Genomic DNA, 14,393 nt, shown 5'->3' on the forward strand with positions numbered 1-14,393 from the left:
TATTTTTTAGTTATTTGTAAAGCATGATAAGTTGAACTGAAAACCAAAAGGAATCAATTCAGAATGGAAGATAAATCTATCTTCTAATTACGAAATCAGTGCTTCGAATCACCAAAAAAAATGGAAAGGAAAGAGTAGGAGCGAAACCATCTCACATCGATTGATGTCTTGTTTCGCGAAACGAATAAAGAATGTGCTAATTTTAAAATCCGGAATTGCAATCAGAAAATTTTCCAGGTATTTTGCAATCGTGTAATCCGGAGTTTTAGGATAGGAAGTAAATGTGTTACTTACTTGAGGTTGTATGAAATCTGAAGAATGAATGCTGTCAACAGAAACCGAAGAACTTAATTTTTCCAATTGGATGGTATGAATGGGAGCTTCATTTGCACTAAAAACAAATAAAAATGCTATTAAAAGCCCAATAAAAACAACTGTTTTTCGAAACCAATTCATTCAGCAAATCTAAAATTTGTCACTCGATTTATATAATTTTTTCTAATAAATGAAAGTTAAAGTTAGATAGTTTTCTCCCCATAAAAAAACCTCGAACTAATAAAGATCGAGGTTTTTATGAAAGGTTAACTAAGATTTATTCTTAGTTAAGATTTCTTAGTTGTTTTAGTTTTTCTTTCCAAATATCAAGGCTTTCTTTGTGGATAGCAATGTTTTTACGAACTTCTAATACAATAGAATTTTCTTTTTTTGCATTTCTGGTATTGGTGAAGAACTGAATATTATTTTCCAACTGGAAAATTTCATTTTGAACTTCCTCAATTTTGCGCATTATGAAAATCTTCTCGTTATCTAGTTTTCGAGTATCATTACTTTCAGATAAGTGATCCATTCTATTAGCAAAACGCATCATGTCAGTATCTTTCTTACTTAAACTTAATTTTTCAAAAAGTGCATCCAGGATTTTATTAAATTTTCCTTCAATATGTCTTCTTGGAAAAGGTACCTTTCCGAAGTTTTTCCAGGTTTCGATATGCAATTTTATCGCATCCAAATCTGTTTTATGATCGCCAGACAATTGAAATTCTCTCAATGTTTCCAAGTACGCTTTTTTATTATTGAAAGCTTCTACTTCTTCGCCATTTTCCTCATTCTTTTGCTCTTTTAACTTGTCAAAATAATGATTACAGGCATCTTTAAACTCTTTCCAGATTTTATCGGAATATTTTCGTGGTACATGTCCGATCTGTTTCCACTCATCCTGAATTTGTTTCATGATCGGTGTAGTAGCTTCAAAATCAAGACTTTCCTGTAACTCTTTAGCTTTTGCAACAAGAGCTGTTTTCTTGCTTAAATTGTCACTTTGATCTTTCTTAATGTCTTTATAGAATGAATTTTTGAAAGAATTAAAATCTCTTACAGCAGTTTTAAAACTGGCCCAAGTTTCCTCATTGACATCCGATGGAACTTTTCCAGCTGAGAAGAAAGCAGTACGTAAGGCTTCTACTTTTTCGATTTGAGCAAGCCATTGAGTATGAGCGTTTACTTTTTCAGTAGCTAGAACTTCGATTTTGACAATAATTTCTTTTTTCCTTTCTAAATTCTCAAGTTCAGTTCCTTTTTGATTTTCAAACAAAACTTCCCGTTTATCATGCATTTGTTTGGTCAAATCACTAAACTTGTTCCAGATCGCATCTCGATTTTCTCTCGAAACTGGACCAATGTCTTCTTTCCAAATTCGATGTAAATCTTGTAGTTCTCTAAAAGCTTTATTAATATCAGCTTCATTTACCAATTCTTCAACACGCGCTACAATTTTTTGTTTTTGTTCTAAATTATGTTTGAAATCTAGATCTCTTGCTTCTCTGTCTAAATGCAGATAATCGTAAAAATTTTCTACATGAAAATGAAAATTGTTCCAAACGTGGTTGTATTTATCTTTTGGAATTGGTCCGGCATTTTTCCATCGTTCTCTTAAATCATTAAAATGTTTTAAAGTGTCTTTGATGTTTTCCTGCGGATTAATCAACTCTTTCAGTTCCTCAACAATACTCAAACGGTTTTCTAAATTCGTTTTTAGGTTTGTTTGTAAACTCTTAAAATGGGTGTTTTTAGTATCTCTAAAAAGAGAATAATATTTATCAAAATTTGCTTTTAGCGGCGAATGATATTGAAATTCTTCATTTGAATCATGATTTTCTGCTAGAAACTCCTCTTTTTTCTCTTCAATAAAGTGGTTGTATTTTGCTAAAAATGCTTTTTTGATTTCTTCAATATGATCCTTAAAAGACAGTGTTTTTTCATTAGTGACCAAACTTTTCAGCTCGTTTACCAGTTCTTCAAGTGATAATGTATCATAATCCTGCATTGGAATTTCATGACGTTCTTTCAACGTTTCATCTTCACTTTCCGCAGCATTTGTTTCAGCAATAGCGTCTAAGACATTCTGGTTCTGGTTCTTTTTGATAGGTTCAGGAGCTTGTATCTCTGCATCATTTGCGGGTTCTGCATTGTCTTCCGCTGGAATAGTAGTAACATCATCAGTAGTTTCCGCTACCGTTTCTTTTTCCATTTCAGTTTCCAAAACTTCTTCTTCTAATGGAGAAGATTCAGCAGTATTGTGTTCTAAATTTCCATCTGCTTCAAGCAGGTTATCTTTCTTTTCTTCTAACATTTTCTCAATGTTTAAGGTTTCTATTTTTTATCGAACACGAAAGATAGTGAAGGCGTATGAAATTTCAAAATAAATCGTTTATTTATAGTCGTTTTAGGTTAGCAATTATTTTTTTTTAAAGCAATTTCCTGCTGTAGGCGGTATCTTTTTTGACTTTGAATACGAGATAAGAAAGGACGATACTGCGTTAAGAGCTAGGGTTTTACAGCTGTATAAGAGAGTTTTTTATCAATTTTTGTTTTTTATTTCAAAAAAAAACCACTCTGAAAGTGGTTTTTTACGCATCTAGAAACGTATGAGAAGTCAATTTCATATTTAGATTATTTATTCCAAATTTTCCAAGCTTTTTCTGCTTGAAAGATAAGCATATCCAAACCATTTTTGATTTGTGCTCCCTGTTGTTTTGCTTTTTTAAGGAATTGTGTTTCGGCAGGGTTATAAATCAAATCAAAAGCAATGTGCTTGTCCGTAAAAAACTCATACGGCAGCAAAGGAAATGCATCTTCATTAGGACTTGTTCCAACCGGAGTAGCGTTGATTATAATTTGGTAATTCTCGAATGTTGTCGCGTTGATTTGGTTGTAGTCGATCGCATTTTCTTTGGCTTCTCTCGAAACGAAAGCATATGAAATATTCAGTTCATCTAAAGCAAAAGCTACTCCTTTTGATGCACCGCCGGTACCTAAAATCAAGGCTTTTTTATGATGCGGTAGCAATAATGGTTCTAATGATTTTTTGAAGCCGTAATAATCCGTATTGTACCCTTTCAGCTTACCTTTTTTGGTAACTTTAATGGTATTTACAGCACCAATTAATTCCGCTTTTTTAGATAATTTATCGAGAAAAGGGATTACAACTTCCTTGTATGGAATAGTAACACTCAGTCCTTTTAAATCCGAAGTATTTTTAATTACTTCTGTAAAGGCTGTTATTGCTGGAATATCAAAATTTTCGTAAGTACAACCAGCAAAATTTTCGGTATTGAATTTATCTGTGAAGTATCCTTTCGAAAATGAATAACTAATGTTGCGTCCTAATAATCCAAACCGTTTTCTAACTATATTAATCATTATTGTTTTTGTGTTTTGAAATATAATTTTGCACCATTTTTTTTGCCCAAACTACTGGAAATAAATCCTCTAAAAGGATGTAATTGTCAAAATTCAATCGTAAAGCGTTGCTCAAATGGAATTTCGCTTTTTTGTTATCCGTCAGCATAAAATACAATCCTGCTAAGCGGTATTCAACTTCATTCTCTTCCGGAAAATACTCCGATGCTTGTAATAATGTTTGAATTGCCATTTCAAACTCCCCTAAAAACTGGAGTATATCCACCCAAAACAACCAAGTATCTAATTCATAATCACCAAATTCTACTGCTTTTCGGTATCCAAATTCAGCTTCTTCATAAAAGTTCATTTGTTTGTTGATAGTTGCAAAACGTTTCCAATACAAACGATTTTGGTTGTCAATGGCTAATGCTTTGTTGACATAAAACAACGCTTTTTGGTAATTTTTTTGACGTACATAAAAGTCAGTGATGGCAATCCAACCTTTATCTAATAGTGGATCTTCATGCACGGTTTGATTGAAATATTGCAAGGCTAAAGCTTTGTTGCCTAATCTTTCATAGCATTTTCCCATTCGTAGCAAGGCATAAGAAGTAGCATCATCTAATTCAATAGTTCTGCTGTAGCTTTCAATGGCTTCGTCATATTTTTTTAATCGTTCGTAGGCTTTTGCTTTTTCCATGAATGCGCCTAGGAATTCGTCATCGATTAAAGTAGCATAATCAAAGGCACGAATCGCATTTTCGTATTCTTTCACGCCGTAATGCAAACGACCCAGTTGATGCCAAGCAATTTCGCTGTACGGGTTTTTGTCAATATATTTAATCAAATAAGAAATAGCTTCTTGGTTTTGATCTAAAAATTCAAAACAATATACCACGTTGTACAGTGCTGATTGATCTTCCAAATCTTCTTCTAAACACTTGATAAAGCTTTCTTTTGCCATTTCAAGATTGTCCATAAAAAGATATTCCATGCCTATTAAATTGTAGACATCAGCATAATCATCTGTGTATTTTAGCGCGGTTTGTAAATATTCAACCGCCTTTTCGTGTTGGTCTCTTTTGGAGCAGATGTTGGCTTTTTGAATGTAAATTTCTTCGTTGGTCGGTTCAATGGCGTACAACTCGTTCAATAGCTTTTCGGCTAACTCGAGTTTGTCATCGTAGACTAACATTTCCACTTGGACTAATTTTAGTCCGGTAGATTTTGGATGTTGTTCCAGTGCTAGTTTCAGTGCTTTTTTTGCCAAAGCAGCCTTGCCCATATCGAGATAATGAAGAATAATTTCTTCAAATTCTTCGGAGTCAAAAAAGAGTACTTTGTTAGTTTTTAACATGGACTCAAATTTTGACAGGGATAAATTATAGTCGTCTTCTTCGTTGCTTAATTGCATACTATGTGTTTTTAATTTGGCCTAAATAAATTTAGGGAATCGTACGTGTAATGGGAGGGAAAGTCAGAATTGTTGTGAACAATTTAATTAACAAAAATAGCTTTGGTTTAAACGGATGCCATAGCCCTTGTAAAAGTGGAAATCCTTTTACTTTTTTTTAAAAAAGTAAAGATTATAATGGATAGAAACAGCTCCCAATTTTTTCAATTGTTTTGAATAACTATTTCAACTTCTGCAATCAAAAATCGTTTATCATCACTCTTCAATCATCAGTTCATCCATTACTTCAAGTAAAATGCGGCAACCTTCTCGTATTTCTTCTTCAGAAATGGTAAGAGGAGGTGTTATTCTAATGGCGCATTCTTCAAATAGTAACCAGAATAAAATGAGTCCTTTGTCTTGACATTTAAGAATCACTTCGTTTGTTATATCGGCGCTTTTGGTCATTGCTGCCAGCATTAATCCTTTTCCTCTTATTTCTACTATCAAAGGATGTACCAAAAGTGATCTAAATAGCTTTTCTTTTTCCATCGCTTCGGCCATAAGATTGGTCTCAGTAATTTCCTGCAAAGTCGCTAAACAGGCTGACGCAATGACAGGGTGTCCTCCAAAGGTGGTAATATGACCTAGTTTTGGATTATCGCTCAACAAATCCATCATGGCAGATGAAGCGGTAAATCCCCCCACTGGCATACCGCCGCCCATACCTTTTCCCATGACTACAATATCGGGAACGACATCATAATTTTGGAATCCGAAAAGTTTTCCGGTTCTCCCAAAACCTGGTTGAATTTCGTCCAAAATCATTATCGCGCCTACTTCATTACAGCGTTGACGAACTTTTTTAAGGAAATCATTATGGGGCTGAATAAATCCGGCGCCACCTTGAATGGTCTCCAGAATAATTCCTGCGGTTTTAGTCGTTATTATTTGTAAATCGTCTTCGTTGTTAAAAGTAATGAAATCAACATCTGGAATCAATGGGCGAAAAATTCTTTTGCGTTCTTCAAATCCCATTACACTCATCGAGCCCATAGTATTGCCGTGATACGCATTGTGGCACGAAATCAATTGACTTCTTCCTGTGCTGCGTCTGGCGAGTTTTAAGGCGCCTTCAATGGCCTCTGTTCCTGAATTTACTAAATAGGTTTTGTCTAAAGACGCCGGTAAGAGCGACGCTAGCAATTTGCAATATTGAACGGCTGGACTTTGTGAATATTCACCGTACACCATGACGTGCGAATATTTGTCTAACTGATCTTTGATCGCTTGATTGACTCTTGGGTGTTGATGTCCAAGCGGACAAGCGGAAACTCCGGCCACAAAATCTAAGTATTTTTTAGCATTGGTGTCGTAAATATAGGAACCTGCAGCATGTGACACTTCCAAACCTAATGGATATGGTGAGGTTTGCGCTTGGTATTTTAGGAAATCTGAATTCACGGTTACTTGTTTAATCGTTTATCTGTTAAATTTGGAGAACTGTAATCTGAAAATTGTGACTGACCACTGATTACTTTACTTTCTTCTTATCGTAATTCAGGGTTTCTTTTCGAATTTTCAGAGGAACATCTTCTTTCGCTTCCGCTGCCTCGGTAGCTTTGGCTATTTTATCGTTGTCTTCATTTTCTTCAGGAGGAAAAATATCGTCCTTGGATTTTATTCGTTCATCGCCGCGCCAGACTAATCCTCGCAGTTTACGGGCATTTTCTGGTAGATCTTTTTCGGGGAAAATATCGCCATCCACTTGATGAAAAAAGGTAATAGTTTCAATCTCATTTTTTTCTAAAATAAGATTGATTTTACTACTTTTATTTTTATTGATACCAATGAGTTCCTGCGCTTCGTTCCGCATATAGTAAATAACTTCCGCATTTTTTACAATATCGACATCGTGGAGTTTTCCTTCCTCAAATTTGCCATAGAGATTTTGTCCCTTAACTTGATTATAACCGGTTCCTATGGTGTCTCTGGAAACTAAAAACGTGTTATTGAGTACTTTGAGTGAATCTAGTTTTTGAGTATTGTTGTTGCCTATAAGATGCATTACATCGCCTGTAATTTGGTTTTCTGCGTTCCAAAGTATCGGATTTCCAATCATTTTTGTCAACGCTGTCATAGAACTTGAATGAATAGAATCACATTTACCACTCATGTCTGTTTTGAAAAATCGGACATTATTGAATGCTCTGATAATTCGGTTTCCTTCTTTTCCCGTGACCATTAATTTTTTCCCGTGGATGTAAACCGAGTCATTTTCGACAAAATTTACCGCAACGGCTCTTTTAGTGACGTACATCGAATCGAGTTTTTTATACACTTCGGCATAATGACCTTTGACAATTCCGCGATTGATGGAATCGGTAATTTTTACATTGCGTGTTGCGGATGCAAATTCTCGGTTTCGGTCATAATACAAACTGTCGCCTTTAATCACTCGGTCATCGTATCTGATATACGATTTATTGAGGAAATGCGCCAGATTTTTTTTGGTATCATAAAATCCTTTTTCGGTGTAAATATAATTGGCTTTACTGGTAATTGTTGACGGTCCAAAAAGATAGGAATGCCCGGAATTACTGAAATAATCCAAATGATTTGATTTAATTACATACGTTGGATTTGTGATGGTGACCGCAGTCAGGAACTGGAATTTTTTTTGCGTCACATAATATCTTCCTGAATTACTTTGTAAAGTATTGTCTTTATTGGTAATTGTTCCGGGAGTGTCGTAAAATACTTCTTGAGTGTTTCGATCAAAATTAATTATTTCCGTGGTCAAAGTAGCATCTGGGGAACTCATTACGGCATCTCCGGACGCATATGCTTTTTTTACATTTCCATTGTATTCCGCATATTTACTGTTGAGGAATAAAGTATCACCTTGCACCATTTGTACATTTCCAAAAGCCTTGATGTAATTTTCCTTTTGGAAATAATACGCTTTATTACATGTCATTACTACACCATCATGATTGACACGCACGTTTCCGATAAGCAATAATGCATCCGGTATTTCGACCTGGTTTACATCGGCAAAATCAGAGTTTTCGACAATAATTTTTTTTGGGGCTTGCGCCAAAGCCAAAGTAGTGACAAGCAGTATCAAACAATAACGAAGCAAAAACAGCGATTTCTTCAATGGATTTAATTTTTGTCAAATTTATGAAAAAGGAAACAATCCTAATCCATATTAGGATTTATTTATAATTATGCAAAAGGGACCAAAATACATTAGATATAACTTTTAAAGTTATTAACAAACAGTGTAACTCCTTCGTTGTAGTATCCTTTTTTTTTAATTGAATTATTTAATTTTAAACGATATAGACTTCTTTATATTTAAAAAATATTAAATTTAAAAATTGATATTCATTTGCTGTTAAAAGAATTGAAATCAGTATAAATAATTTTTATGATGAAAAAAACAACTATTGTTGCCGGGGTAAGCATGGTGCTTTTAGCAACGGCTTGTAAAACGAAAGATTTAAAAATGAACGTGGAACAGAAAGAGGCTAAAAAAGAAGTGGTATATCAGGTTTTTACCCGATTATTCGGAAATAAAAATACCACCAACAAACCGTGGGGAACCATTGAAGAAAATGGAGTAGGGAAGTTCAATGATTTTACGAATACAGCATTACAGGAAATAAAAGATTTGGGCGTTACTTATATTTGGTACACCGGAGTTCCACATCATGCTGTAATTCGGGATTATTCAGCTATTGGTATTTCTAATGATGACCCGGAAGTAGTCAAAGGGCGCGCCGGTTCTCCTTATGCCGTAAAAGATTATTACAATGTAAACCCCGATTTAGCCGTAAACCCTGCTAATCGGTTACAAGAATTTGAAGCTTTAATTGCGCGAACACACCAAGCAGGATTAAAGGTGATAATTGATATTGTTCCCAATCATATTGCGCGTAAATATGAAGGAAAGAATAATCCGGTAGGAGTTAGCGATTTTGGAGCTAATGATGACACAACTGTTGAATACAAAAGAGACAATAACTTCTATTATATTCCAAACACGCATTTTGAAATTCCCGATACGGATCAGCCATTAAATGGAGAAAAAAATCCGTTGGTAGATGGTAAATTTGAAGAAAGTCCAGCAAAATGGACTGGTAATGGTTCCCGGATGGCAAAACCAGATCGAAATGACTGGTATGAAACCATAAAGGTAAACTACGGTATTCGTCCGGATGGTTCCAAAGATTTTCCGGAACTTCCTGCTGGTTTTGATACGAAATCCTATCAGGAACATTTCGATTTTTGGAAAGGAAAAGATGTTCCGAATTCGTGGGACAAATTTAAAGACATTGCTTTGTATTGGACTGCAAAAGGAGTTGATGGTTTTAGATTTGACATGGCCGAAATGGTACCGTATGAATTTTGGAGTTACATGAATTCAGCCATTAAAGTAAATAATCCGGATGCTTTTTTATTAGCCGAAGTCTACAATCCTAAAGAATACAGAAATTACATTCATTTAGGTAAAATGGATTATTTGTATGATAAAGTGGAAACGTATGATAAATTGAAAGATATCATTCAAGGAAGAGCATTGCCTGATGGATTATCAGACATTCAAAACGGAGTGGCAGATATTGAACATCACATGTTACATTTTCTTGACAATCATGATGAGCAGCGATTAGCCAGTCCGGAATTTGCGGGAACGCCACAAAAAGGGAAGCCTTTGATGGTGGTTTCAACTACCATAAGCACGTCACCTACGATGGTTTATTTTGGTCAGGAAGTAGGAGAGGCCGGAAACGAAAATGCAGGATTTGGAACTCATTCCAGAACTTCAATCTTTGATTACATCGGAGTTCCTAATCATCAACGCTGGATGAATGGAGGGAAATTTGATGGAGGCCAGTCAACAAAAGAGGAAAAAGAGTTGCGGGATTTTTATAAAAAATTGCTTAATTTTTCTTTAAATAGTTCGGCGTTAATGGGGAAATTTCAAGAAATTCAAACAGTGAATCGCCAAACAACGCAAGGTTACGATCCAGGAATTTATGCTTTCACACGTTGGTCTGATACTCAAAAATTAATAATTGTAACTAATTTTTCTTGGCTTTCCACTAGCAATTTCGAATTAAAAATTCCTTCGGATATCATACAAAAATGGAATTTGAAAGACGGAGATTATACCGTAACGGATCAATTAAACAAAAAAAATTCCGTTCGGCTGCAGGTATTGAATGGAGAAGGAAAAGCACAAATTACGATCGCTCCATCAGAATCGTTTATATATCAATTATAAGTATACATAAAAAAGGGTAAAATAAATTAATATTTTACCCTTTTTACTTTTTACCATTCGTTTTTTTAGAATCTTTTTGTTTCTAATATCATCGATGATCCCGGATATTGTACATCTGCATTATCCTCTGCGGTAATAAATATTTTTGAGGGTTTAAATGCGGTTACGGTTTCAAACGATGCTTTCAGTTTTGAGGAAATAAAGTTAGTTTCACTTTTAATTTGCCCAATATTCTTTATGCGTGATTCTTCTGTTTCGATCCAAACGACATAAGTGTTTTTCGACGATTCCAGTCGTTTTACCTCGGCTAAATTATCAATTTTAACTTTAATTAGATAATTCTTATTATCATCTTTTTTAATAGTAACCTGTCCGCGAGCAGCAGGAACTACAGAGGAGCTTTGAAAAGCAACTTTTTTGGCACATGAGGTAAATGAAAGAAATAGGAATGCCAAAAAAAAACTTAAATAAATATTTTTCGAAAAAAAATTAGATTGTATTGTTTTCATTTTATTTTAGATTTTGTTTATTAAAACTATTCTACAAAATTGATTCTTTTTGTGATGGTGCTTCTTATATAAATTCATAAATAAGTTATGAAATTCACACTTAGGGTGGAATCCAAAGTACAGACTACAAAATTAAAACTTTATTTGTCAAAAAAGAGTATAGCGCCAAACATTTGTTAGTCAATAGGGCAAAATGATATGCTAAAATTAAAAAATTCAACATCTTCATTAGCGAAGAAGATGTAGTTTAACTATTTTTTATTTAATGCAAATTCATAATTCTCACCCACTTTTTTCCAATTGATTACATTGAAAAAAGAATCGACATAATTTTTTCTTTTGTATTGGTAATCCAAATAATAAGCGTGTTCCCAAATGTCTAAAGCAAGAATAGGTTTTCCTTGGATTAAAGCATTTGCCATTAAAGGATTATCCTGATTTTGAGTACTGGTAATCTGTAATTGACCCGTTCTGTCTACCACTAGCCAAACCCAGCCAGAACCAAATAGTTTTTCTGCTTCATTTTTAAATAATGACGTAAAATCTTCGTAGGATCCAAATTTTTTAGTGATTGCTTCTGCTAAAACATCTTGAGGCTGTCCGCCAGCTTTGGGAGCCATGCTCTGCCAGTATAAAGTGTGATTGTAATAACCGCCAGCATTATTTCTAAGATTTGCATCATTGAGATCTAGTTTAGATAAGACCTCTTCAATAGTTAGGTTTTCAAGTGGAGTGCCTGTTAATGCCCGATTCAAATTGTTAGTATAGGTCAGATAATGTTTCGAATAATGCATTTCTAAAGTAGAAGCTGAAATGCTTGGGGCTAATGCATCATAGGAATAAGGTAATTTTTCCAGTTGAAATGAACCTTCATTTGCCTTCACGTCGTCAGGAAGGCCCATCGCTAGTTTTTCTTGGACTGTAGGAAGCGGAACATCAACAACTTCAGTTAGTTTTTTATTGTTGCAAGAAAGTAATAACGAAACTAAAAGTAGGTTGGATATCAAAAAAAATATTTTTTTCATGCGGATTTTATTTTTTCAAAAGAGTAGTGATAATTTCGATGTACTGTTCTTTGGCTTGGTCAGCAGTAAGATGGCTAATTTGCATCCAAGCATTCGTTTTGAAAGCGTCTCTCAAATGATAGTTAGTTGTTTGTTTTAAATCTAAAGTTCCCAAAGTAGCCTGTTTGTAAAAAGCATAAAGTCTTAATTGGACATCTTGCGGTAAAGAAGCTTGTGTCATTTCAGAGGCTATTTCAACTGCTTCTAAAAACTGAGTATCTAAATCTTTTTCAATCATGCTTATTTTGTAGCAATAATAGTTTTTCCTCCGATTGCTTTTTGATTCAGTACAACATTTACTTGTGTTCCTAATGGTAAAAAGATATCTACTCTTGAACCAAATTTTATAAAACCAGCATCAGTTCCCTGAATTACCTGCATTCCTTCTTCGGCATAATTTACGATTCTTCGTGCCAAAGCTCCAGCAATTTGACGGTATAAAATTTCACCAAATGTTTTATTTTCAATGACAACTGTAGTTCTTTCGTTTTCCTCACTAGCTTTCGGATGCCAAGCCACCAAAAATTTCCCAGGATGATATTTGCTGAATTTTACAATTCCACTTAATCCATAACGCGTAACATGAACGTTTATTGGCGACATAAAAATGGAGATTTGCAAACGTTTGTCTTTGAAATACTCGTTTTCAAACACTTCTTCGATAACCACAACTTTACCGTCAACAGGAGCTAAAATATGATTTTCATTGATTACCGCCGTTCTTTTTGGGTTCCTGAAAAATTGCAATATAATAATCAAAAGTAATAGAGTAGCTATTTGTACCGCCATTTTGATCCAGTTGGAGTCAATGAAATTGTCAGACAATAAAAGGATTGCAGCTGTGAAAATTGTTCCTAATAAAATTGATTGGGTTCCTTCTTTATGAAACATAGTTTAAAATTTGATAAAATAAAAATATAATTGGTGCTACAAATATAACACTATCTAATCGATCTAGTATGCCTCCGTGACCAGGCATTATGTTCCCACTATCTTTCACACCTGCAATTCGCTTGAATTTGGATTCAATTAAATCTCCAATAGTACCTGCGACTCCAACAATAACAGCTATTGAAGTCCATATCAGTATCGATCTGTCGCTGAAATCAGGATTTGCTTTTATATAGTATTTTGATATTAAATAACCGGCCAAAACGGCAAAGACAATGCCGCCTAAGAACCCTTCAACTGTTTTTTTTGGTGATATTTTTTCAAGTAATTTGGTGCGGCCGATAGATTTACCTACGATATAGGCAAAGGTGTCATTAGTCCAGATTAATATAAATAATCCAATTATAATTTTTGGATTGTAATCATTTATTCCAAATGAAATTTTTGTTATAAATATAAAAGGAAGTATAATATACCCTAATAAATAAAGGTATTTTGATGAAGTGCTTATTTTTTGAATGCTATCATAAAATAAAAAAAGAGTGCATTTTATTGATACGACTAAGGCGATCACCAATAAAATGACATCTAATTGTTGGATATTGATTGCTATTTCTAAATCAGTATTAAAAATCTGATTGATGCTAGTGGTAACAATGCTATTGTAATGGCTTAGGAAAATAACAATTGTGTATAAAGCTGTTGCAAAAAGAATTGGAAATACGGTATGTATTTGGATTAAATTACAAAATTCATACACTGCAATAATAAGAAATATACCAAATAGAATAAAAAAGCTTTCAGTAGAGTATAAAATAGAAGCAAGTAATAAAATAATATAAACAGCTCCTGAAATACCTCGTTTTAGAGTTTCATTCATCTTAAAGATCTTCTAAAAGCAACAAATATAGATTTTTTGCTGAACTTCCGTATTGGGTAAAATCTTCTTCTTTAGCTTTTTCGAAATATTTTATTGTAGTAATATTTGTAGGGTAATCTCTTTCGTATTTCTTTTTTATAGCGCTAAGTCCATCGCTTTTCGTTGCCAGAATTTGGCTTGTATTTACAATAATGATGATATTGGCAGGTAATTCGTTGGGTTTGTTTTGTTTAATTTGTTTAGAAGAGAACAGGATAGAACCTTCATCAGCAATTAAATTTTCGCAACTTGCAAGAAGAAACTTTGGGTTTACTGGTTTGTTGTAGATAAGTTTATTGTCATCAAGCATTCCAAAAAGATTTGGTTCATAACACAAAACGTCACTTTCAAACCAATCATTTTCTTCTAATATGTTTTCAAATTGTTCTTTTACTTCTTCAGAGTTTTCGCAATACAAAAACTTCCCACCATTTTTTTTAAAATTATAGATAAATTTTTCATCTATAGACGTTGCGTTATCAGCATTGGATTTACTAAATTCACTTTCTTGATCTTCGTCAGAAGCCGGGTTGCTGGAACCAAAAATTTTTCTAAAAAGACTCATAGTTTTGTAAAATAGTAAAAATTATTATTTGAAAACGTCCAAAGATAAAAAAATCTTAATTCAAAAGTAGTTTTT

The 14,393-nt window shown here is 33.8% G+C and carries 13 protein-coding genes; 1 reads left to right on the top strand and 12 read right to left on the bottom strand.

Translation table 11 applies throughout. The features are described 5' to 3' along the window. Positions 1 to 108: 108 nt before the first annotated feature. The 6 genes from ACNQGJ_RS06565 to ACNQGJ_RS06590 all read right to left on the bottom strand — a co-directional run bounded on the left by ACNQGJ_RS06565 (position 109) and on the right by ACNQGJ_RS06590 (position 8,237). Entirely contained in the window at positions 109 to 456 is a 348-nt protein-coding gene (locus ACNQGJ_RS06565; RefSeq protein WP_417972319.1) for a hypothetical protein, read from the bottom strand. A 142-nt stretch (positions 457 to 598) separates the two neighbouring features. Beyond that, the gene (locus ACNQGJ_RS06570; RefSeq protein ID WP_417972320.1) at positions 599 to 2,629 is read right to left on the bottom strand and encodes a DUF349 domain-containing protein; all 2,031 of its coding nucleotides are present in this window, start codon (positions 2,627 to 2,629) and stop codon (positions 599 to 601) included. 320 nt (positions 2,630 to 2,949) lie between these two features. Continuing rightward, positions 2,950 to 3,699 carry a shikimate dehydrogenase family protein gene (locus tag ACNQGJ_RS06575; protein WP_417972321.1) on the bottom strand — a complete coding sequence of 250 codons (750 nt, stop codon included), beginning with the start codon at positions 3,697 to 3,699 and terminating at the stop codon, positions 2,950 to 2,952. After that, on the bottom strand, positions 3,692 to 5,095 hold the full coding sequence (locus ACNQGJ_RS06580) for a tetratricopeptide repeat protein (protein ID WP_417972322.1): 1,404 nt from the start codon (positions 5,093 to 5,095) through the stop codon (positions 3,692 to 3,694). Before ACNQGJ_RS06580 ends, ACNQGJ_RS06575 begins: the two co-directional genes overlap by 8 nt. Before the next feature lie 255 nt (positions 5,096 to 5,350). After that, on the bottom strand, positions 5,351 to 6,538 hold the full coding sequence (locus ACNQGJ_RS06585) for an aspartate aminotransferase family protein (RefSeq protein ID WP_417972323.1): 1,188 nt from the start codon (positions 6,536 to 6,538) through the stop codon (positions 5,351 to 5,353). Positions 6,539 to 6,608: 70 nt separating this feature from the next. Further along, positions 6,609 to 8,237, bottom strand: coding sequence for an OstA-like protein (locus ACNQGJ_RS06590; protein ID WP_417972324.1), 1,629 nt, complete (start codon positions 8,235 to 8,237; stop codon positions 6,609 to 6,611). A gap of 273 nt (positions 8,238 to 8,510) precedes the next feature. On the opposite strand from ACNQGJ_RS06590, the gene ACNQGJ_RS06595 reads away from it, so the two are divergent. Continuing rightward, on the top strand, positions 8,511 to 10,370 hold the full coding sequence (locus ACNQGJ_RS06595) for an alpha-amylase family protein (RefSeq protein ID WP_417972325.1): 1,860 nt from the start codon (positions 8,511 to 8,513) through the stop codon (positions 10,368 to 10,370). Between the two features lie 65 nt (positions 10,371 to 10,435). Here ACNQGJ_RS06595 and ACNQGJ_RS06600 read toward each other — a convergent pair whose 3' ends face one another. The 6 genes from ACNQGJ_RS06600 to ACNQGJ_RS06625 all read right to left on the bottom strand — a co-directional run bounded on the left by ACNQGJ_RS06600 (position 10,436) and on the right by ACNQGJ_RS06625 (position 14,318). Further along, positions 10,436 to 10,879: a hypothetical protein gene (locus ACNQGJ_RS06600; protein WP_417972326.1), complete on the bottom strand. Its 444-nt coding sequence runs from the start codon at positions 10,877 to 10,879 to the stop codon at positions 10,436 to 10,438. A gap of 251 nt (positions 10,880 to 11,130) precedes the next feature. Continuing rightward, on the bottom strand, positions 11,131 to 11,904 hold the full coding sequence (locus ACNQGJ_RS06605; protein WP_417972327.1) for a superoxide dismutase: 774 nt from the start codon (positions 11,902 to 11,904) through the stop codon (positions 11,131 to 11,133). 7 nt (positions 11,905 to 11,911) lie between these two features. Continuing rightward, positions 11,912 to 12,181 (bottom strand): acyl-CoA-binding protein, encoded by a 270-nt coding sequence (locus tag ACNQGJ_RS06610; RefSeq protein WP_417972328.1) that lies wholly within the window; start codon positions 12,179 to 12,181, stop codon positions 11,912 to 11,914. Between the two features lie 2 nt (positions 12,182 to 12,183). After that, a complete protein-coding gene (locus ACNQGJ_RS06615) occupies positions 12,184 to 12,834 on the bottom strand; it encodes a phosphatidylserine decarboxylase family protein (RefSeq protein WP_417972329.1) in 651 nt (216 codons plus the stop codon). Next, the gene (locus ACNQGJ_RS06620; protein ID WP_417972330.1) at positions 12,824 to 13,714 is read right to left on the bottom strand and encodes a phosphatidate cytidylyltransferase; all 891 of its coding nucleotides are present in this window, start codon (positions 13,712 to 13,714) and stop codon (positions 12,824 to 12,826) included. Before ACNQGJ_RS06620 ends, ACNQGJ_RS06615 begins: the two co-directional genes overlap by 11 nt. A 1-nt stretch (position 13,715) precedes the next feature. Beyond that, positions 13,716 to 14,318 (bottom strand): LUD domain-containing protein, encoded by a 603-nt coding sequence (locus ACNQGJ_RS06625; RefSeq protein WP_417972331.1) that lies wholly within the window; start codon positions 14,316 to 14,318, stop codon positions 13,716 to 13,718. Between the last annotated feature and the right edge of the window lie 75 nt (positions 14,319 to 14,393).

This window comes from Flavobacterium cryophilum, from assembly GCF_048286555.1.
In the GTDB taxonomy this organism is placed as follows: Bacteria; Bacteroidota; Bacteroidia; order Flavobacteriales; family Flavobacteriaceae; genus Flavobacterium.

What these genes read in the sequence shown, in the direction of transcription:
- ACNQGJ_RS06565 (WP_417972319.1), bottom strand. Translation starts at nt 456, where the DNA reads ATGAATTGGTTTCGAAAAACAGTTGTTTTTATTGGGCTTTTAATAGCA.
- ACNQGJ_RS06570 (WP_417972320.1), bottom strand. Translation starts at nt 2,629, where the DNA reads ATGTTAGAAGAAAAGAAAGATAACCTGCTTGAAGCAGATGGAAATTTA.
- ACNQGJ_RS06575 (WP_417972321.1), bottom strand. Translation starts at nt 3,699, where the DNA reads ATGATTAATATAGTTAGAAAACGGTTTGGATTATTAGGACGCAACATT.
- ACNQGJ_RS06580 (WP_417972322.1), bottom strand. Translation starts at nt 5,095, where the DNA reads ATGCAATTAAGCAACGAAGAAGACGACTATAATTTATCCCTGTCAAAA.
- ACNQGJ_RS06595 (WP_417972325.1), top strand. Translation starts at nt 8,511, where the DNA reads ATGATGAAAAAAACAACTATTGTTGCCGGGGTAAGCATGGTGCTTTTA.
- ACNQGJ_RS06600 (WP_417972326.1), bottom strand. Translation starts at nt 10,879, where the DNA reads ATGAAAACAATACAATCTAATTTTTTTTCGAAAAATATTTATTTAAGT.
- ACNQGJ_RS06605 (WP_417972327.1), bottom strand. Translation starts at nt 11,904, where the DNA reads ATGAAAAAAATATTTTTTTTGATATCCAACCTACTTTTAGTTTCGTTA.
- ACNQGJ_RS06610 (WP_417972328.1), bottom strand. Translation starts at nt 12,181, where the DNA reads ATGATTGAAAAAGATTTAGATACTCAGTTTTTAGAAGCAGTTGAAATA.
- ACNQGJ_RS06615 (WP_417972329.1), bottom strand. Translation starts at nt 12,834, where the DNA reads ATGTTTCATAAAGAAGGAACCCAATCAATTTTATTAGGAACAATTTTC.
- ACNQGJ_RS06620 (WP_417972330.1), bottom strand. Translation starts at nt 13,714, where the DNA reads ATGAATGAAACTCTAAAACGAGGTATTTCAGGAGCTGTTTATATTATT.
- ACNQGJ_RS06625 (WP_417972331.1), bottom strand. Translation starts at nt 14,318, where the DNA reads ATGAGTCTTTTTAGAAAAATTTTTGGTTCCAGCAACCCGGCTTCTGAC.